This is a genomic window from Novosphingobium sp. 17-62-19, assembly GCF_002256775.1.
In the GTDB taxonomy this organism is placed as follows: domain Bacteria; phylum Pseudomonadota; class Alphaproteobacteria; order Sphingomonadales; family Sphingomonadaceae; genus Novosphingobium.
In genome coordinates, this window is sequence record NZ_NCII01000043.1 from 1 (window position 1) to 19,590 (window position 19,590).

At 63.3% G+C, this 19,590-nt stretch carries 17 protein-coding genes and 2 pseudogenes; 8 read left to right on the forward strand and 11 right to left on the reverse strand.

The window, feature by feature from the left end; genetic code table 11:
- From B7X90_RS09515 to B7X90_RS09540, 6 genes and pseudogenes are all read left to right on the forward strand, one after another.
- A pseudogene (locus B7X90_RS09515) lies at positions 1-1,064 on the forward strand (AAA family ATPase); the annotation flags it as partial.
- Positions 1,065-1,336: 272 nt separating this feature from the next.
- Positions 1,337-2,344, forward strand: a complete 1,008-nt coding sequence (locus B7X90_RS09520; RefSeq protein ID WP_292623985.1) for a ligase-associated DNA damage response exonuclease — start codon at positions 1,337-1,339, stop codon at positions 2,342-2,344.
- Positions 2,344-3,940 (forward strand): annotated as a pseudogene (locus tag B7X90_RS09525) (cisplatin damage response ATP-dependent DNA ligase). The gene B7X90_RS09520 and the pseudogene B7X90_RS09525 overlap by 1 nt, the downstream one beginning before the upstream one ends.
- Before the next feature lie 156 nt (positions 3,941-4,096).
- Entirely contained in the window at positions 4,097-4,285 is a 189-nt protein-coding gene (locus B7X90_RS09530; protein ID WP_292623919.1) for a hypothetical protein, read from the forward strand.
- 70 nt (positions 4,286-4,355) lie between these two features.
- On the forward strand, positions 4,356-4,751 hold the full coding sequence (locus B7X90_RS09535) for a group II truncated hemoglobin (RefSeq protein WP_292623920.1): 396 nt from the start codon (positions 4,356-4,358) through the stop codon (positions 4,749-4,751).
- Positions 4,752-4,921: 170 nt separating this feature from the next.
- Positions 4,922-5,575, forward strand: coding sequence for a YoaK family protein (locus B7X90_RS09540; protein ID WP_292623922.1), 654 nt, complete (start codon positions 4,922-4,924; stop codon positions 5,573-5,575).
- Here the strand turns inward: B7X90_RS09540 and B7X90_RS09545 are convergent.
- From B7X90_RS09545 to B7X90_RS09590, 10 genes are all read right to left on the reverse strand, one after another.
- Positions 5,556-5,840, reverse strand: coding sequence for a DUF167 family protein (locus B7X90_RS09545; RefSeq protein WP_292623924.1), 285 nt, complete (start codon positions 5,838-5,840; stop codon positions 5,556-5,558). The genes B7X90_RS09540 and B7X90_RS09545 overlap by 20 nt on opposite strands.
- A complete protein-coding gene (locus tag B7X90_RS09550; RefSeq protein WP_292623925.1) occupies positions 5,821-6,384 on the reverse strand; it encodes a gamma carbonic anhydrase family protein in 564 nt (187 codons plus the stop codon). The genes B7X90_RS09545 and B7X90_RS09550 overlap by 20 nt, the downstream gene beginning before the upstream one ends.
- A 4-nt stretch (positions 6,385-6,388) precedes the next feature.
- Positions 6,389-7,381 carry a porphobilinogen synthase gene (hemB, locus tag B7X90_RS09555; RefSeq protein ID WP_292623928.1) on the reverse strand — a complete coding sequence of 331 codons (993 nt, stop codon included), beginning with the start codon at positions 7,379-7,381 and terminating at the stop codon, positions 6,389-6,391.
- A 36-nt stretch (positions 7,382-7,417) separates the two neighbouring features.
- Complete coding sequence (locus B7X90_RS09560) at positions 7,418-8,959, reverse strand: M23 family metallopeptidase (RefSeq protein ID WP_292623931.1); 1,542 nt, start codon at positions 8,957-8,959, stop codon at positions 7,418-7,420.
- A 139-nt stretch (positions 8,960-9,098) separates the two neighbouring features.
- Positions 9,099-11,033, reverse strand: a complete 1,935-nt coding sequence (ftsH, locus tag B7X90_RS09565) for an ATP-dependent zinc metalloprotease FtsH (RefSeq protein WP_292623934.1) — start codon at positions 11,031-11,033, stop codon at positions 9,099-9,101.
- A 114-nt stretch (positions 11,034-11,147) separates the two neighbouring features.
- Entirely contained in the window at positions 11,148-12,098 is a 951-nt protein-coding gene (gene tilS / locus B7X90_RS09570; protein WP_366409679.1) for a tRNA lysidine(34) synthetase TilS, read from the reverse strand.
- 16 nt (positions 12,099-12,114) lie between these two features.
- Positions 12,115-13,053, reverse strand: coding sequence for a tetratricopeptide repeat protein (locus B7X90_RS09575; protein ID WP_292623937.1), 939 nt, complete (start codon positions 13,051-13,053; stop codon positions 12,115-12,117).
- A 134-nt stretch (positions 13,054-13,187) separates the two neighbouring features.
- Entirely contained in the window at positions 13,188-14,222 is a 1,035-nt protein-coding gene (locus B7X90_RS09580; RefSeq protein WP_292623939.1) for a helix-turn-helix domain-containing protein, read from the reverse strand.
- A gap of 130 nt (positions 14,223-14,352) precedes the next feature.
- Positions 14,353-16,626 (reverse strand): phosphoenolpyruvate--protein phosphotransferase, encoded by a 2,274-nt coding sequence (gene ptsP / locus B7X90_RS09585; protein WP_292623987.1) that lies wholly within the window; start codon positions 16,624-16,626, stop codon positions 14,353-14,355.
- Positions 16,627-16,858: 232 nt separating this feature from the next.
- A complete protein-coding gene (locus tag B7X90_RS09590) occupies positions 16,859-17,017 on the reverse strand; it encodes a DUF465 domain-containing protein (RefSeq protein WP_292623941.1) in 159 nt (52 codons plus the stop codon).
- 254 nt (positions 17,018-17,271) lie between these two features.
- On the opposite strand from B7X90_RS09590, the gene B7X90_RS09595 reads away from it, so the two are divergent.
- Both B7X90_RS09595 and B7X90_RS09600 read left to right on the forward strand, forming a co-directional pair.
- Positions 17,272-17,469, forward strand: coding sequence for a DUF465 domain-containing protein (locus B7X90_RS09595; protein WP_292623943.1), 198 nt, complete (start codon positions 17,272-17,274; stop codon positions 17,467-17,469).
- 90 nt (positions 17,470-17,559) lie between these two features.
- Positions 17,560-18,069 carry a DUF1465 family protein gene (locus B7X90_RS09600; RefSeq protein ID WP_292623945.1) on the forward strand — a complete coding sequence of 170 codons (510 nt, stop codon included), beginning with the start codon at positions 17,560-17,562 and terminating at the stop codon, positions 18,067-18,069.
- 29 nt (positions 18,070-18,098) lie between these two features.
- Here the strand turns inward: B7X90_RS09600 and B7X90_RS09605 are convergent, their stop codons facing one another.
- Positions 18,099-19,577, reverse strand: coding sequence for a glycerol-3-phosphate dehydrogenase (locus tag B7X90_RS09605; protein ID WP_292623947.1), 1,479 nt, complete (start codon positions 19,575-19,577; stop codon positions 18,099-18,101).
- Positions 19,578-19,590: the final 13 nt, after the last annotated feature.

The window sequence follows — 19,590 nt, forward strand, 5'->3', positions numbered from 1 at the left end:
GATCGACGAAGTGGGCGCGATGCAGATGCTGGTGCCGCCTTCGAAGCGCAAGAAGACCATCACCGCGCGCGAGATCGAACAGGTCATCGCCACGATGGCGCGCATCCCGCCCAAATCGGTGTCGAGCGACGACAAGAAGGTGCTCGAACATCTTGACCGGGATCTGAAGCGTCTGGTGTTCGGACAGGATCGCGCCATCGAAGTGCTGTCTTCGGCCATGAAGCTTTCCCGCGCTGGCCTGCGCGATGCGGACAAGCCCATCGGCTCGTTCCTGTTCAGCGGCCCGACTGGCGTCGGCAAGACCGAAGTGGCGCGCAGCCTTGCCCAGATCATGGGTATCCCGCTGCAGCGCTTCGACATGTCCGAATACATGGAGCGCCACTCGGTCTCGCGCCTGATCGGTGCGCCTCCGGGCTATGTCGGCTTCGATCAGGGCGGGCTGCTCACCGACGCCATCGATCAGCAGCCGCACTGCGTGCTGCTGCTCGACGAGATCGAGAAGGCGCACCCCGATCTGTTCAACATCCTGCTGCAGGTGATGGACAACGGACGCCTGACCGACCACCACGGCAAGACGGTGGATTTCCGCAACGTGGTGCTGATCATGACCACCAACGCGGGCGCATCGGACATGGCGCGTCAGGGCATCGGCTTTGGCGACGTGTCGAAGGCCGACGCGGGCGATGAAGCGGTGAAGAAGATGTTCACCCCCGAATTCCGCAACCGCCTCGATGCTGCAGCTGGAACTGCAGCTGGCCGACCAGAACGTGCATATCCAGTTCGATGCCGATGCGCGCGCTTGGCTGGCCAAGAAGGGCTATGACAAGCTTTATGGCGCAAGGCCCATGGCCCGCCTGATTCAGGAGAAGGTCAAGAAGCCGCTGGCCGAAGAACTGCTGTTCGGCAAACTGGCCAATGGCGGCGAAGTCCACGTCAGCCTGAAGGAAGACGCGCTCTCGTTCGAGCTGACCCCGGCCGCGCCGAAGCTGGTCAAGAAGAAAGCCCGCAAGGGCAAGGCTGGTTCTGCCGCTGTCGAACAGCCTAACACCGACGAAGCTGAATAAGCTTCGGCTTGCTGGCAAAGATCAAGGCCTGCCTCTCGGGGTGGGCCTTTTTCTTTGAAAAGAAGGGGTTTCGCGCAGAGGCGCAGAGGAAGCAGAGAACGCAGGGAAGGAAAAAGCTGCCTATGGCGCAGCCGTTCCAATTCTGCTTCTCCGCGCTCTCTGCTTCCTCTGCGTCTCTGCGCGAACCACTTTTCTAACTGAAAGTTGCGCCGCGCGACTTCACGGCATGAAGGGCACTGGAACCCAAAGGCCGAACCGTCCATTTCATGACGATGGCCCCGCCCTTCTCCTGGCTCAAACCCGAACCTTTCGGCCTCCACATCGTCCCCGCCGACGCGTGGATTGATCCCGCCCGCGCAGTGGATACGGCGCTGGTCACCCACGGCCACGCCGATCATGCGCGCGGCGGCCACGGCCTCACCGTCGCCACGCCTGAAACGCTGGCGATCATGGCGCTGCGCTATGGCGTTCTCGAAACCGGCTCGACGCCCGTGGCCTATGGCGAGACGGTCACGCTTAAGGGCGGCGTGAAAGCCACCTATGTCCCCGCTGGCCACGTGCTCGGCTCGGCTCAGATCCTGCTCGAACACGCAGGCGAGCGGGTGATCGTGACGGGCGATTACAAGCGCCGCGCCGATCCCACGTGCCCACCGTTTCAAGTCACCCCCTGCGACGTCTTCGTGACCGAGGCGACCTTTGGCCTTCCCGTCTTCCGCCATCCGCCGATTGCCGATGAAATGGCCAAACTCCTCGCCGCGCGAGAGAACGACCAAGGCCGCTGCGTCCTCGTCGGCGCCTATGCCCTGGGCAAGGCACAGCGGGTGATCGCCGAATTGCGCGCGGCGGGTTTCGCCGACACGATCTGGCTCCACGGCGCGATGGAGCGCATGTGCCGCCTTTACGAAGACCACGGCGTCGATCTCGGCGATCTGCAACCCGTCGCCGGCGTGCCCAAGGCTGCGCTGGCCAACAGCATCGTCATCTGCCCGCCCTCTGCCCTGAACGACCGCTGGAGCCGCCGCCTGCCCGATCCAGTCACCGCCATGGCGTCAGGCTGGATGCGCGTGCGCCAGCGTGCCCGCCAGCGCGGCGTCGAACTGCCGCTGATCATCTCCGACCATGCCGACTGGGACGAACTGACCCAGACCATCACGCAGGTGAACCCCACCGAGACCTGGGTCACCCACGGCCGCGAGGAAGCGCTGCTGCGCTGGTGCGAACTCACCCAGCGCAAGGCCCGCGCGCTGGCTCTGGTGGGGTATGAGGATGAGGACGACTGATGGAGCGCTTCGCCGCCCTGCTCGACGCGCTCGCCCTCACCCCATCGCGCAATGCCAAGCTGGCACTGCTGGCCGATTACCTGCACGAAACGCCCGACCCTGACCGGGGCTGGGCGCTCGCCGCGCTGACCGATGGGCTGGACTTCCCCGCCGTAAAAGCCAGCCTGATCCGCAGCCTGATGGCCGAGCGGGTCGATCCGGTGCTGTGGACGTTGAGCCGCGAATACGTGGGCGATACGGCCGAAACCGCCAGCCTGCTCTGGCCCGAACCTTTCGGCGAACGCCTCGCCGCCCCCACCGTGGCCGAAGTCGTCGCCACGCTCCACGCCACCACCCGCACCACCGCGCCGACGATTCTGGCCGACTTGCTTGACCGTCTTGACGTCAACGGTCGCTATGCTTTGCTGAAGCTTGCGACCGGCGCCATGCGCATCGGCATCTCCGCGCGCCTCGCCAAAGTCGCATTTGCGCAGGCCTTCACCGTCAGCGTGGAGGACGTTGAGGAATACTGGCACGGCCAGTCACCGCCCTATGCCCCCCTGTTCGACTGGGCCGCGAACGGCGCGCCCCCGCCCCGCACCGATCTGCTCCCGCTGTTCCGCCCCTTCATGCTCGCCCACCCGCTCGAAGCCGAAAGCCTCGACCTTTCCCAATATGCCGCCGAATGGAAGTGGGACGGCATCCGCGTTCAGATCGTCCATGTCGCAGGAGAAACCCGCGTCTATTCGCGCAGCGGCGATGACATTTCCGCAACTTTCCCCGAAGTCACCGCCGCGCTCACCACCCCCTGCGTGCTGGATGGCGAACTGCTGGTGCGCGGCGCGCATCAGGGCGGCGAAACCGGCGGCGCGGCCAGCTTCAACGCGCTGCAACAGCGCCTTGGCCGCAAGATCGTATCGAAGGCGATGCTGGCCGAAGCCCCCGCTTTCGTCCGCCTTTACGACCTGCTGATCGAAGACGGCGAGGACCTGCGCGAATGGGCGTGGGAGCAGCGCCGCACCCGATTGGAAGCGCTCGTCCCGCGTCTTGACGCCACCCGTTTCGACATATCGCAGGTCATCCCCGCCAAGGACTTCGACGATCTGGCCGAAATCCGCAGCCGCGCGCGCGATGAGGCCATCGAGGGCGTCATGCTCAAACGCCGCGATTCGCCCTATGTCGCAGGCCGCCGCACGGGCTTATGGTACAAATGGAAGCGTGATCCGCTGCTGATCGATTGCGTGCTGATGTATGCGCAGCGCGGCAGCGGAAAGCGCTCGTCGTTCTATTCCGATTTCACCTTCGGTTGCTGGAATGGCGATCCCGATGCCGGGGCCGAACTCCTGCCGGTGGGTAAGGCCTACTTCGGCTTCACCGACGAGGAGCTGAAATTCCTCGACCGCCACGTCCGCCAGCATACCGTGGGCAAATTCGGCCCGGTGCGCGAGACCGACAAGTCGCTGGTGTTCGAAGTCGCGTTCGATTCGGTCCACACCAGCAAGCGCCACAAATCGGGCGTCGCCATGCGCTTCCCCCGCATCAGCCGAATCCGCACCAGACAAGCCCGCGCACGAGGCGGACCGGCTCGATACGCTGAAAGCCCTGATCGCAGATTGAACCGCTGACGCCAACTCACCCCCGCTCATCCTGAGCCTGTCGAAGGATGCTGACCCGGTGCGAGCATCCTTCGACAGGCTCAGGATGAGCGGAAGCGGGGCAGGAACCTCGGCTAACCATTCCCGTTGTGCAGTAAACAACGGGGAGAGAACGAAAATGTACAGCATCCTGCTGGCCGCGCCTGCTTTGGCTCTGGGCAAACTGGCTTGGGTTTCACTGCGCACCGGCAGCGAATGGACCCGCCATCACCAATGGGATGCCGTGGCCACCAACCTCGCGCTTGGGGCAGTGTTTGGCGGTATGGCGGCAAGTCTCGCGACAAAGGCGCTTCCAACCAGCAATTGACACCGGTCAATGTCGCTTTGCGCACTAGGCGGCACAGCAAAGACTCCCGATTCCCAGCCGGAGCAGACCCTTGGCCACACAAGCAGAAGCAGCCTCACCTTATGACCGTATCGGCGGCAGCGACGTCTTGCGCCGCATCACCGACCGCTTCTATGACTTGATGGACAGTGACCCGGCCTACAAGGCCCTGCGCGCCATGCACGCGGCAGATCTTGCCCCCATGCGCGAATCCTTGCCCGGTTTCCTTTCAGGCTGGTGCGGTGGCCCGCGCCAGTGGTTCGAGGCGAACCCCGGCAAATGCATGATGTCGATGCACAAACCCTTTCCGATCACACATAAGACCGCTGGCCAGTGGGCCGATTGCATGGCCCGTGCCATTGCCGATGCGGCACCTGACAATCGCGAAATTGCCGACGCCATGACGGACGTCTTGGCGCGCATGGCCAAAGGCATGGCGCTGGATTGATCTGCTCAATCCCGTCTATGCACCGCTCACAAAATCAGATTCAGATTGTTCAATTCCCGCTCATGCTGAGCTTGTCGAAGCATCTGGCACTTGAGTCGCGCTATCACCCTTCGACAGGCTCAGGGTGAGCGGGCTTTGTTGTAACTGGAGTGTAGGATAAGCTTGCTCCCATGATCCAGTACGATCGCCCGCGCCGCCTTTTTGCCATCGCCCTTGCCGCAATGGCCGGGTTCATCGATGCGGTGGGGTTCCTCTCTGCGGACGGTTATTTCGTCTCGTTCATGTCGGGCAACTCCACGCGCCTTGGTGTCTCGCTCGGCACAGATCCGGCGCGTGCAGCCATGCCCGCTGTTCTGATCGCGGGCTTCCTTGGTGGCGTCACGGGCGGCGCGCTGCTGTCGCGCTGGGCAGGCACCTTGCGCAAACCCGTGGTGCTGGCATTTGTAGCGCTCATGCTGCTGGCGGCAGCGTGTGGGCGTATGCTGGGCCTGCCCGTGCTGCTGCTGGGTGGCATGGTTGTGGCCATGGGCGCGCTCAACAACACATTCCAGCGCGGTGGTGAGGTCAGCGTGGGCCTTACCTACATGACCGGCGCGCTGGTCAAGCTGGGTCAAGGCCTTGCCAACGCCCTCGCCGGTCAGCCAAACAGCGGGTGGACTTCCTGGGCGAGCCTGTGGGGCGGATTGCTCGCAGGCGCAGTGTTGGGCGCGTTTCTGCAGGATCGCCTGCCGATGGGCTGCCTGTGGCTTGCCGCTGCCTATTGCGCCGGCATGGTAGCCATCGCGTTCAGGCTTCCGTCTGATGTCAGTCTTGGGGAATCCTGAACAGCTTCTCGCGCGAAGTTGCGCCGCGCAACATTTCGATCTTTGAAGGCGCAACCCCCAGCGCCTGTGCCAACAATGCCAGCACCGCCGCGCTGGCCTTGCCGTCCTCCGGTTTAGTGCGGACTTTCACCAGCACCTTGCCGTCAACGATCTCCACACCCTCACTGCGCGCGCCCGGCGTCACGCGCACCGCCAGCCGCCCCTCGCCATCGGCCAGCGCCAACAGCGCGGCGGCGGTGGGCAGATCAGCCTTCGGTCGTGCCAAGTACGGCTGCCTTATGCGCCTGCCCATTGAGGACATAATGCTGCACCCCGCGCTGCATATCCACCAGCGCCGCGTCGGTCAGATCGCGCATATAGGCCGCCGGACGCCCGCCCCACAGTTGCCGCGCGCCAATGCGCTTGCCCCCGGTCAGCATCGCGCCTGCCGCCAGCATCCCGTCGCTCTCGATCACCGCACCGCTCATCACGATGGCGCCGAGCCCCACGAAACCGCGATCCTCAATCACGCAGCCATGCACCATCGCCAGATGGCCGATCAGCACATCCTCACCGATGATCGTGGGAAAGCCATCGGGCTTGCCCGGCGCGGGGCTATCGACATGGATCACGCTGCCGTCCTGCACATTGCTGCGCGCGCCGATGCGGATGTGGTTCACATCCCCGCGCAGCACGCAATTGTACCAGATCGAAACTTCCGGCCCGATCTCCACATCGCCAATGATCCGGCATCCCGGCGCAATGAAAGCCGATTCATGGATACGCGGGGTCTTGCCGTTCAGCGTGATGATCGAAACATCGGAATACATCGCTTCAAGCCCCCATCAATCGTGCCGCATGGGCAGCGTGGTACGTCAGCACGCCAGAACAGCCCGCGCGTTTGAACGCCAGCAGGGTTTCCAGCACCATCGCATCGCGGTCAGCCGCGCCAGCAGCAACCGCCGCTTCGATCATCGCGTACTCCCCGCTCACCTGATAGGCGAAGACGGGCACGCCGAAGGCCTGCTTCACGCGCACAGCGATATCGAGATAAGGCAGCCCCGGCTTCACCATCACGCTGTCCGCGCCTTCGGCCAGATCCATTTCCACCTCGCGCAGCGCCTCTTCGGCATTGCCCGGGTCCATCTGGTAGGTTTTCTTGTTGCCTTTCAGCAGCCCGCTCGATCCCACGGCATCGCGGAACGGGCCGTAGAAGGCCGAGGCATACTTGGCGGCATAGGACATGATCTGCACATTGGCGTGGCCTGCATCCTCCAGCGCCTCGCGGATCGCGCCGATGCGGCCGTCCATCATGTCGGACGGGGCGATCACGTCAGCCCCCGCTGCGGCCTGATTGAGGCTCTGACCGACCAGCACTTCAACCGTCGCATCGTTCAGGACATAGCCCGCGTCATCGATCAGCCCGTCCTGCCCGTGACTGGTATAGGGATCGAGCGCGACGTCGGTCAGCACGCCGATGTCATCCCCGCAGGCATCCTTGATCGCACGGATGGCGCGGCACATCAGGTTATCGGGATTTAGCGCTTCCCTGCCATCTTCGCTGCGGCGATCAGGCTGAGTGTTAGGAAACAGGGCAAGGCAGGGAATGCCGAGCGCGACGGCTTCCTTTGCGCGCGCCACGATCCCGTCCACCGACCAGCGCGATACGCCGGGGAGCGAAAGGATCGGGTCTTCCACGCCCTGCCCTTCGGTCACGAACAGCGGCCAGATCAGATCTGCGGGCGTGACAAGCACTTCGCGGTGCAGTGCGCGGCTCCATGCAGTGGCACGGGTGCGGCGCAGGCGAGTCAGGGGATAGCTGGACATGGGACAAGGCCTAGCGAACCGGCCTAGCGGCCGCAATCACCGGATTGAATTCGCCCGGATCGCCGTGACTTGCGCCAGCTTGGATTTGAACGCGGCCAGTTGCGCCGGATCGACGGTAGCGCGCTGGGTAATCGACGTCATCGACAGCGGGTTCACCGTGCGGCCATTGCGGTACATCTCGTAATGCAGGTGCGGCCCGGTGGACAGGCCAGTGGAGCCGACATAGCCGATCACTTGCCCGCGCCGCACGTTCATGCCCGATGACACTGCAATGCGGCTCATGTGCGCATAGCCGGTACCGATGCCGCCGCCATGATCGAGCCGCACGTAATTGCCGTGCCCGCCATGCCATCCGGCAATGCTCACGCGGCCATCGGTGGCGGCATAGATCGGCGCGCCAAAGCCCGCGCCGAAGTCTACCCCGGCGTGCATCCGCACATAGCCAAGGATCGGATGGCGGCGTGCGCCGAAGTTCGATGTGATGCGCCCATTGACCGGGGAACCAAGGAATCCTGTCGTTTCCTGCGAACCTTCGGCCATGCCCTGTGGCGAATAGAACGCGCCGTCCTTGCCCCAGCGCAGCAGTTGCAGCACCGGCTTGTTCGCGCGGACCACACCGGCATAGATCAGATCGCCCGCCTGCTGCTCACCATCGGCGGCGCGGCGATTGGCGAAGACAAGGTCGAATTCATCGCCCGGTGCGATTTCCTCGAAGCCCATGTGATCGTCGATCGTGCGCAGATAGTCCTGCACCGCGGACGGCGGCGCACCGGCGGCGCGGGCCGAGCGGTAGAGGCTGCCGCCAACAATCCCACGAATGCGCATCGGCGCGGAGTCTACTGCGATGGCGTTGGTGGCGAGTGCCAAGCCGCCGCTGCTGCGTTTCACGTGAAGCGCGAGGTCGAAGCGAGGGCGGAAGGTCAGTTCCTCCAGCGGACGCGGCTGCGCAGGCGATGTGCGCGCGCCGAGGCGGATGGCAAAGCGGGTGCCGGGCGGGATCGTGCCCGGCTTTATCTGTCCGCCAACAAGATCAAGCACTTGCACGATGTCACTGCTGGCAAGGCCCGCCCGCTGCAACATGCGCGGGAAGCTGTCGCCCGCGCCCAGCGTCGCGGTCAGATCAATGCTCGGCCGCTCCGGCGCGGCGGCAAGCGGGATGACGGCTTGGGTCGCGGTCATGCGGCGACCATTGTCTGCGCCGAGGCTCAGAGGGCGAATTCCCTGGACGCGGAATTCATCAATGGACGATTCGTCGAGCGCGGTGAGCGGTGCGGCCTGGAGCGGCGCGAAGTTTGGCCACATCAGGACGGCGGCTGCACCCAGCGCGAGCATCGTGCCAAAGCCGCGAAACCAGCGCGCGCTGCCGATGTCCTCGGCAAGGTCCGGTGCGAGGTCTTTGGTGGCGCACCAGCGTTCGATTGCGGCGGTTAAGGTGCGTTTAGGTGCATTTAGGTGCGTTTTGGTGCTGTTCGGATTTGCACCCGATTCCGGCACAACTGGTGGCACGGTGCGCAGGCCAAAGCCGCTGCCCCCTCCCGCTCCGGCAAACGCCATCATCTGATCACGCGGTGTAAACACGCCCGGTCCTGTAGCCTCTTCGCAACCGAACTGCACGGACAAGGTTAATGTTCGGTGAAATCGCGCCTCAGCGCCAGATGTGCGGCATAAGAAAAGGGCGGAGGTTGCCCCCCGCCCTTTTGTTTGACTTGACCAAAGATCAGGCCGGTTGCGGGCTGGCTGAACCGCCGAATTTCTTGCCAGCGCGGGGCACGGCGGAGCCTTGTGCCGTTACCGGACGGGCCGGGCCGCTGGGCGATTGCGGGCGGTCCAGCTTGCCGTTTTCCAACAAGTCCTTGATCTCATCGCCGGTCAGCGTCTCGTATTCGAGCAGGGCCTGGGCGAGGAGGTGCAGCTTGTCTTCGTTGGTCTTGAGAATATCGGTCGCGCGGGCGTGTGCGGTATCGACCAAGCCGCGGATTTCGCTGTCGATCAGCTTGTTGGTCTCGTCCGAAGCAAACAGGCGCGCTGAGCCGCCCATGCCGAGATAGCCTTCCTGCTGGTCTTCGTACTGCAGCGGCCCGAGCTTTTCGGACATGCCCCACTTGGTGATCATCGAGCGCGCCAGCGAGGTGGCGTACTGGATGTCGGACGAAGCGCCGGACGATACCTTGTCATGCCCGAAGATCAGTTCTTCAGCCACGCGCCCACCCATCGAGACCGAGAGGTTGGCGTGCATCTTGTCGCGGTGGTACGAATAGCTGTCCCGCTCAGGCAGGCGCATGACCATGCCCAGCGCGCGGCCGCGCGGAATGATCGTGGCCTTGTGGATCGGATCGGACGCCGGTTCCTTGACCGAGACGATGGCATGGCCCGCCTCGTGATAGGCGGTCATCTTCTTTTCGTCGTCAGTCATGACCATCGAGCGGCGTTCCGCCCCCATCATGACCTTGTCCTTGGCGTCTTCGAATTCCTGCATGGCGACCAGACGCTTGTTGCGGCGTGCGGCAAGCAGGGCGGCTTCGTTGACGAGGTTGGCCAGATCGGCGCCCGAGAAGCCCGGGGTGCCGCGTGCAATGGTGCGCGGATTCACGTCTGGTGCCAAGGGCACCTTCTTCATGTGAACCGAAAGGATTTTTTCGCGGCCTTCGATATCGGGGATCGGCACCACGACCTGACGGTCAAAGCGGCCCGGACGCAGCAGCGCCGGATCGAGCACATCGGGGCGGTTGGTGGCCGCGATGATGATGATGCCTTCGTTGGCTTCAAAGCCGTCCATTTCGACCAGAAGCTGGTTCAGCGTCTGTTCGCGTTCATCGTTGGAATTGCCGAGGCCGTGGCCGCGATGACGTCCGACCGCGTCGATTTCATCAATAAAGACGATGCACGGCGCGTTTTTCTTGGCCTGTTCAAACATGTCACGCACGCGGCTTGCACCGACGCCGACGAACATTTCCACGAAGTCCGAACCCGAAATGGTGAAGAACGGCACGCCTGCTTCACCCGCGATGGCGCGGGCCAGCAGCGTCTTGCCGGTGCCGGGCGAGCCGACCAGCAGCGCCCCCTTGGGGATCTGGCCGCCAAGCTTGGAAAAGCGTGAAGGATCGCGCAGGAATTCGACGATTTCTTCCAGTTCTTCGCGCGCTTCATCGATACCGGCAACGTCATCGAATGTGACTTTGCCCGAACGTTCGGTCAGCAGCTTGGCCTTCGATTTGCCAAAGCCCATCGCGCCCGAACCGCCGCCCTTCTGCACCTGACGCAGCGCGAAGAACGCGACGCCGAGGATCAGCAGGAACGGCAGCGAATTGGCGATGATCCACATCAGCATATTGGGCTGTTCAGCCGCCTTGCCAGCGTATTGGACACTGTTTTCCTGCAGCAGGCGCGGCAGATCGGAATCGCCGGGAACCGGAACCGTGGTGAACTGCCCACCGTTCTTGAGCGTGCCGGTGATCCGGTCAGGCGCGATCTCTACCGCGCGCACACTGCCATCAGCCACCTGGCTGCGGAAAGCCGAATAAGGAATGGTCGTGGATGCCTGATCGACGCGCGAGCCGAACATCGAGACCACCAGCAGGAGGGCAAGGAAGATACCGCCCCATACAAGGAGGCTCTTGATCCACGGGTTGCCCTGAGGCTGGTCGTCGTTCATCGGTGGTCTTTCCGCATTCGCCAAAACGGCGCTGTCCCGTTCAATGTAGGGCTGACCGGGTAAATCGCAATATAACGCGATTAGGGAATTTCAGCGACCTGCCCTGAAGGCGGATCAGCCTTTGTCGTTTCGTTCTGGCGTGCGGGTGAAACGCCACGGCGTGCGGCGGCCATCACCCTTGATTCCGCCGAGCGTGGCGACGCCCCCTTCTTGTAGAGTCGCCAGCCAGCGGACGAGGCTTGGTCCACGTGGGAAACATCTGCCAAAGGCGGCGAGGATGCGTTCCAGCACCCGCATGGCGATGACTTGCGGCAGGCCGGGCGGAGGGTTCCACGTGAAACCCTCTGCGGTCTGTTGCACGTCCTGCCAGATGTTATCGACTGCCCATTCGAGCGCGCCATCTGCCTGTGCCAGATGGCGGGCACTGTCGGCAAAGCCATTGGTGATGAAGGCATCGGATGACGACAAGGCGGCGCGAATGCGAACCCTTTCGAAAGTGGAATCGCGATTGGAGGGATCGTCTGCGGCCGTAAGCCCGGCAGCCTCGACGACTGCAAGCAGATCTGCCCGTCTCCAGTCCAGCAGGGGGCGCAGCAAGGACAGGTCTGCACAGCCGGGGACTTTTGCGCGCGAGCGCATTCCGGCAAGACCACGCAAACCGGCCCCGCGATTGAGGCGCATGATCATTGTTTCGGCCTGATCATCTGCATGATGCGCAGTGATGAGCGCAACGAGGCCCTGTTCATGGCACCATTGCCCGAGAACGGCATAGCGAGCGGCGCGGGCACGTTCCTGCACGGCGCTGCCCCTGGCCAGCGCGAGCGCGAATGTGTGGTGGGGAATGCCGCGCGCCGCACAGTGCGCGGCTACCATCGCAGCCTCGTCAGCAGCTTCGGGACGCAATCCGTGATCGACCGTGGCGACGGCGAAGTTGCGCGGCGCAACTTCGTGGAACAGCAGCAGGAGGGCGAGGCTGTCTGGCCCGCCAGAGACAGCAAGGCCGACTTTTCCGGCAGGAGCGACCGCCTGCCACTGTGCGGCAAAGCGCGCAGCAGCGGCGGTCAGCGTATTTCCGAGACCATTACTTGCACTTCACGGACGCGCGGGCAGCGTCATACTGGGTTTTCAGGCGACCGATGACCACTTCAGGATAAGTGGCGGCCATTTCCGCATAGGCACCGCAGGCCTTTTCCGTATCCTTCAGCTTGACCATGGCATTGCCGAGATAGAGCAGGCTGTCGGGCGCGCGCAGGCCCTTCTTGTCAGCCAGATAGTTCTGCAAAAAGAACTGCGCGGCGGTGCCGGGCTTGCCATCATCGAGCCATGCGCGACCCAGCAAGTTGCGACCATGGCTGATCAGCTTATGCTTGGGATAGCGGTCAACGAAGATTTGCAACTGCTGCTGCGCTTCGGGATAGAACTTGGCTTCCCACAGGCGGAAACCGTACATGTATTCGTTTTCGCCTGCATCGGCAGTGGTCGGCTTTTCGATAGCCTGAACAGCGGCGACGCGTGACGCGGGTGGCGTGGCTGGCTTTGCAGCGGGAGGCGTTGCAGGCTTGGGCGTGCTGACAACCGGAGTTGCTGCAACCGGCGTGGCCGTACCGCTAGGCGGTGAAACGGCATCTGACGGGGGCGCGGCAGCCGCTTCGAGCCGGGCGAGGCGCTCTTCCAGTTTGGCCGCCCGGTTCTGGCTTTCCTCGACTTGCGCGGTAAGCCGGGCCATCTGCGCTTCCATCGCATCAATCCGTGCGAGAATATCGGTAACCGCAGAGGCGGCAGGCGTGCCGGTGATCGTGCCTGGCGTTTGCCCGGCGGTGATTTCGGGAACGAAGGTTTTGCCCGCGCCATCGGGGAACACCTTGCGCTGGAGCGCGCGCAGTTCCGCCTCAATCCGGCGCATACGCACTTCGGAATCGGCCTGGGCTGACGATTGCGCAAAGACCGGGGCCGCGACCGGAGCCGCAAGGCTGAGGAAAAGCGCGGTGAGCGGCAGCGTGCCGCGAAGTTTGAAAGTCATCGTCATTCCCGTTTCACAGGCCTGTTGCAAAGGCACACACGATCCCTGCGCGCGCCTTCAAACCGTTTGGCAAACCGTTTGGCGTTAACCGTGCTGCATCAATGCCCCAGAGCGCGCGGCAAGTCGAGATAGGCTCAACGCAATCCGGTGGATGCGGGGGGATTTTCGATAGCGGGCGCTTCAGCAGAGGCAGTCTGAACGTCGCCTCCGGCAGGCGCAGCGGCCGGGGTGACCGTGCGATTGCTGGTGACAGGCGTGCGAGGGCGAGGTGCCCGGCTGGCGGTCGCTCCCGCTGAAGCCGGCGCGGTTGCAGGCGTTGTAGATGAAGCAGCAGGCGCAGGCGCAGGCGCACCGCGTGCAAGCAGTGCCGCAGCGCTGACCGGCACGTTTTTCACAATGCCTTCGCGTTCAGCAATCTTGGGCACTGGCTGACCGCCGATGGTGATGTTCAGCGCATCGGGGCGGCCGGTCCACAACTGCGGGTTCTGCGCGGTTTCGGGCACGGTGAAGCTTTCACCCATCGCAAGCTGCTTTTGCAGGATCTGCTGGCCCGGCCCGTCATAGAATTTGACCCAGATCGCCTCTTCGGTGGAGGTGAACACCACCGGGCCTGATGGGGCAGCGTTGGGCAATGGCACGACGGCAACCTGGCCCGATGCAGCGGCGGCAGGTTCCTCGTCCGCGCCGACCAGCGATGGCAGATCGGCGGATGGCATGTAGTAGCTGCGCCAGAACACCAGCCCGGCCAGCGCAATCATGATGGCGAGGCCAAGCGCCAGCCAAGTGGTGATGCGCGTTGGCGTTTTGGCGGGATCGCCGACTTCGAACTGGTTAATCACGCGCGGCGGCGGAGGCGGGGCCTGGGTGTCGAGTTCGGCCCGGATGGCATCGGTTACGGTGTTCGCATCAAGGCCAACCGCGCGGGCATAGCTTTTGCCGAAGCCCAAGGCATAGGGGCGCCCGGGAAGCGCGGCATAATCGCCGCTTTCCAGCGCTTCAAGATGTCGACTGGTGACGCGGGTGCGCTGCGACAACTGCTTGATGTCGAGGCCCGCTGCTTCGCGCGCGGCACGCAAAGTATGCCCCACGGCGGTGCGTTTCGGCTCGCCTGCGGGGATCGGGGTGTCACTCGTACTGGTAATGGCCTGCAGACCGCCGGCTTCGGTCAAAACGCGACTCCCGTTATTTTCACTTAGTGTTTGGCAACCGTTTATGAAGGCTTCGCTGCAATGCCGCGAAAGTCAACGGTGTTAACGGAAAAGTGGCAGATTTCGGCGATGAATTGCCCTTTTGGTCCCGTCAATCGCACTCGATGCCGCGTTCGGACGCCCATGCGGCGAGCGTAGCGCGCATGTCGTGCGGCGGTTCGGCAAGCCACCGGTTCATCGCGCTCTGAATCTCGGCCATATCAACCTTGCGCACCAGTTCCTTGACCGGACCGACAGCTGCGGGGGTGATCGACAAGCGTGTGATGCCAAGGCCGAGCAAGGCCAAAGCTTCCAGCCGCCGCCCGCCCATCTCGCCACAGACGGTGACATCGGTGCCGAACGGCGCAACCGTGGTTACCACGCGGCGCAGGAAGCGCAGGATGGCGGGGCTGAGCCAGTCGTAGCGCTCGGCTAGCTTGGGATTGGCGCGATCGGCGGCGAAGAGGAACTGCGTAAGGTCGTTGGTGCCAATCGACAGGAAGGACAGACGCGGGGCGAGGACGTCGAGCCATTCGGCCAGCGCCGGGACTTCGAGCATCGCGCCATAGCGGATCGCTTCGGGCAGGACCTTCTTGCGCTGGCGCAGGAAGGCAAGCTGGCCATCGAACACGGCCTTCGCAGCATCGAATTCCCACGGTTCGGTGACCATCGGGAACATCACATTGAGCGTCTTGCCGCCAGCTGCTTCTAGCAGTGCGCGGGCCTGCACTTTCAACAGACCATCGCGTTCGAGTGCGACACGCAGCGCACGCCAGCCCATGGCAGGGTTTTCTTCGGCCTCACCCTCGTTGTGGCGCAGATAAGGCAGTACTTTGTCGCCGCCGATATCGACCGTGCGGAACACCACCGGCTTGTCTCCGGCAGCATCAAGCACATCGCGGTAGAGCCGGGTCTGGCGTTCACGCGAAGGGAGTGTGGCCGAGACGAGGAACTGGAATTCGGTGCGGAACAGGCCGATGCCGTCCGCGCCGGTGAGGTTCAGCATCGGCGTATCATCACGCAGGCCCGCGTTCATCAGCACGGTGACGCGGGTGCCATCGCGGCTGAACGGCTCAACCTCGCGCATGGTGGCGTAGTGTGCCTGCCTTTCGCGATTCTTGGCAAAGCGCGCTTCGAAGGCCTCGATCAGTGTCGGCGCGGCGCGTACATCGACCACGCCCTGATCGCCATCAAGCAGCAGGTGATCGCCATCGCGGATCTTGCCGCGCAATGCGCGCATCCGGCCGACCACCGGAATGCCCATGGCGCGGGCGACGATGACGACGTGCGCGGTAAGCGAACCTTCTTCGAGAATGACGCCCTTCAAGCGCCGCCGGTCATATTCCAGCAGTTCCGCCGGACCGAGGTTGCGCGCGATAAGGATGGCATCGCCCTTCAGATCCATTGTGGCGGCGGTGCCCAACTGGCCTGAAACGATGCGCAGCAGTCGGTTCGACAGATCCTCAAGATCGTGCATCCGGTCTGCCAGCAGAGGATCATCGATCTGGCGCATCCGCATACGGGTGCGCTGCTGGACACGCTCTATCGCAGCTTCGGCGGTAAGGCCGGAATCGATCGCTTCATTGATGCGGCGTGACCAGCCTTCGTCGTAGGCGAACATGCGGTAGGTTTCGAGAACCTCCTCATGCTCACCACCCATGCCGAATTCGGCCTGGCTGGCCATGCGATCAATCTGTTCGCGCATCTTGTCAAACGCGAGGTAGACGCGCTGGCGTTCAGCCTCGGTATCTTCGGCGACGATGTGTTCGATGGTGACGCGGGGCTGGTGGAACACGGCCACGCCGCTGGCGAGGCCCTTGACCAGCGTGAGGCCGGTGAGGCGATCTGGCCCGGTGAGGTGTGCAGGAACGCCCAGCGCTTCTTCATCATCAATCAGTTCGGCATTGGCGATCAGTTCGGACAGGACCATCGCCACGGTCTGCAGCGCCTCAATCTCCACTTCTTCATAGCGGCGCGGTTCGACATGCTGGACGGCGACGACGCCGACTGCACGTTCACGCCGGACGATGGGCACGCCTGCGAACGAATGGAACTTTTCCTCACCCGTTTCGGGGCGGAAGGCAAAATCAGGGTGTGCGGCGGCTTCGGCAAGGTTGAGTGTTTCGACATTGCCCGCAATCGTGCCCACCAGACCTTCGCCCGTGGCGAGGCGCGTGACGTGAACGGCCGCCTGATTGAGGCCGCGCGTGGCGAACAGTTCAAGCATCCCTTCGCGCAGAAGGTAGATCGAGCACACCTCGGAATCGAGGTTTTCGCCGATCACTTCGACGATCTGGTTGAGCTTGGCCTGAGCACCGGCGCGTGAGGCCATAACCTCGTGCAGGGAGGTGAGAATCTGACGGGCGGCGGTAACGGCGCTGAGCATGGGCATGTGATTAGCCTACACTGTGCGATTTGGGAATGTTGCGTGAAATCCGATGCGGTGCGGAAAGTTTTACGGATAGGTATTTGTTGCCTGATGGGTGAGCAAGCCGCAGCCATGGCTTGCAGGGAGCGGGCCGGTGCCGCCAGCCTTTCGCGGATGCGAATGGCGTACCAAACAAAAGAGCCGCCCAATCGAGGGCGGCTCCGTGTGTTGCCTCAGGAAGGCGGCGCGATCAGTGGAGACCGGTGATCTCTTCCTTAATCTTCAGCTTCTTTCGTTTGAGCTGAGCCACCAGCGTTTCATCAGGGAGGGGCCGGGACATTTCCATCTGGATCTGTCTTTCGAGACCGGCGTGCTTGTTCTGGAGAGCGCTGATGTGCGTCGATTCCATGCGTTTTCCTCCTTTAGGGAATGCCCCCTTCAGATACCCGCACAAGGCCATCCCCGTGCGGGGCGGCGGCGCCTGATATGCCTTCGTTGCTGATTGTTTCCGACTCAATCAGGCGGCGCGTTGTCATGGTCCCACAATCGCCGTATCTTGCAAGCCAAACCACGTCGGGACGTCCGCGTTACGGGTTCGACCGTAGGCCGCGCGCAAGACCCGATTCAGCGTGGCCGGTCTTGAATCTAGGAGTTGGGCGTACAGTGACCGAAGAGGAAATGCGCAAGCGACTGGCTGCGCTGAGCATCGAGCACCGTGATCTTGATGCGGCAATCGATGCGCTGACGCTGGCAGGGGCGCGCGACCAATTGCAGATCGCCCGGCTGAAAAAGCGCAAATTGCTGCTGAAAGACCAGATCGCGATGATCGAGGACTACCTTATCCCTGATATTATCGCCTGATTTCATTGGGATAAGTCGATCAACCCCAAGGCCCGACCTGTCCCGTTAAGATACGTTCAGGAAAGGGACAGTTACAGATTGGTTGCAGCCTTGGCGAACCGCCGTGCCGCAGCCTATGCGCTGTTCATGGCCTTACTGCCCAGTCTGAACCCGCGCATCGTCGAAGCGCTCTATGCCGAAGCTCTCGGCCTTGCTGAAACCGTGCGCCTGCGGTTTGAGCGCCTGCGACAGGACACCGCGCGTGCCACTGGTGCGGATGACGAGGACTTGCGCCGGGTACAGGTGAGTTGCGAGGCCCTGCGCACCACCACGCGGGTGATGCATTGCCTTGCATGGCTGCTCAATCACCGCGCGCACTTTGCAGGCGAGCTTTCCGAACTGCAACTGCGCCGCCATGGGCGCTTGATTGCCAACTTTCCTGCGAGCGAGGCCGCGGTGGTCGATACGCTGCCGATGGACGTGCAAGTGCTGGTCCATGAAAGTGAGCGGCTTTACCAGCGTATCCAGCGACTGGAGCAATCATGGCGCACGCAGGGTATCAGTGGCGATAGCGCGGTGCGGCGCTTGCGCGAGCGGCTTTCGCACGCGGTTGGCGCGTAATTACCTGATTTTGCACGGCCTGTTTGACGTCATGATGCCGCTGGCAACATGCTTTCGAGCAGCGCCACTTCCTCTGCACTGAACCACAAGCCCAGCTTTGAGCGCCGCCACAACACGTCCTGCGCGGTTTGTGCCCATTCGCGGGTAACAAGATGGTCCAGTTCGGCCTCGGTAAAACCCTGCCCGATCGCCCGCCCCATATCCCCCCGGACGAAACCCAGCGCTTCGGTGCCATAAGCGCGGGCAAGCCGATGGATCGTGGCGCGTGACAGATTCTGCGCCTGAGCGTGGATTTCCTGTTCGAGCGGGGCGAGATTGTCGGCCTCATCCAGTCCATCGGGCTGGAAATCACCACCGGGAAGCGGGGCGGTGGCCGTCCATCCCGCATTGTCCATCAGGCCGAGGCGTTCGAGCGCGGCTTCGGCCAGCGTGCGGTGCGTGGTGATCTTGCCGCCGAGCACCGATAGCAAGGGCGCGCTGTGGTGATCGCTGCCCCGATCCAGTTCAAAGCGATAGCCGCGTGTGGCAGCTTCCGCCTTGCCGTTGCCATCGTCTGCCAACATCCGCACCCCTGCGAAAGTCCAGACCACGTCATCGCGGGAAAGCTGGCGACGGAAGTGACGGTTGGCGGCATCGAGGAGGTAAGTGATTTCCGCCTCACTGATCTGTGGCGGATCGGCGTCGACCTCCTCCTCGCTGTCGGTCGTGCCGATCAGCGTGAAGGCGTGCTGCCACGGGATTGCAAAGCACACGCGGCCATCGGGCAATTGCAGGAAAAGCGCGCGCGGATCGTCATGCAGGCGCGGCACGACGATGTGCGAGCCACGCACCTTGCGCAGCGTGGCGGGTTTTGGAGCGTGAGCGATGCCGAGCAATTCGCCCACTTGCGGGCCTGCGGCGTTGATCGTCATGGCGGCGTGGAATGTTTCCGCTCCCGCTTCGATGCGCCAGAGATGCCCTTCGCGGCGCAGCGCGGTGACCGGGCAGCGGGTGCGCACTTCGGCGCCCCGATCCGCCGCATCGCGGGCAAGCAGCACGACCAGCCGCGCATCGTCCACCCAGCAATCGGAGTATTCATAGCCGCGCCGGATTTCAGATTGCAGCCCCATGCGGCCTTGCAGCTTTACGCGCTTTGCCGGCGGCAGCAGCTTGCGCCCGCCGATCCTGTCATAGAGCCAAAGCCCGGTGCGCAGCATCCACCAGGGGCGGCCTTCGGGCACGAAAGGCAGGACGAAGCGCATCGGCCAGATGATGTGCGGAGCTTGGCGCCACAGGATTTCGCGTTCGTGCAAGGCTTCGGCCACAAGCGCGAATTCGCGATGCTCAAGATAGCGCAACCCGCCGTGGATCAGCTTGGTCGAGGCCGAGGACGTGCCCTGCGCCAGATCGCCGCGTTCCAGCAGCAGGACCGAAAGGCCACGCCCAGTTGCATCGCGTGCAATGGCCGCGCCGTTCACCCCGCCGCCGATGACGGCGAGATCGTATGGCACGTCGATTGCGCTTTCCATCACGCCACCCTGA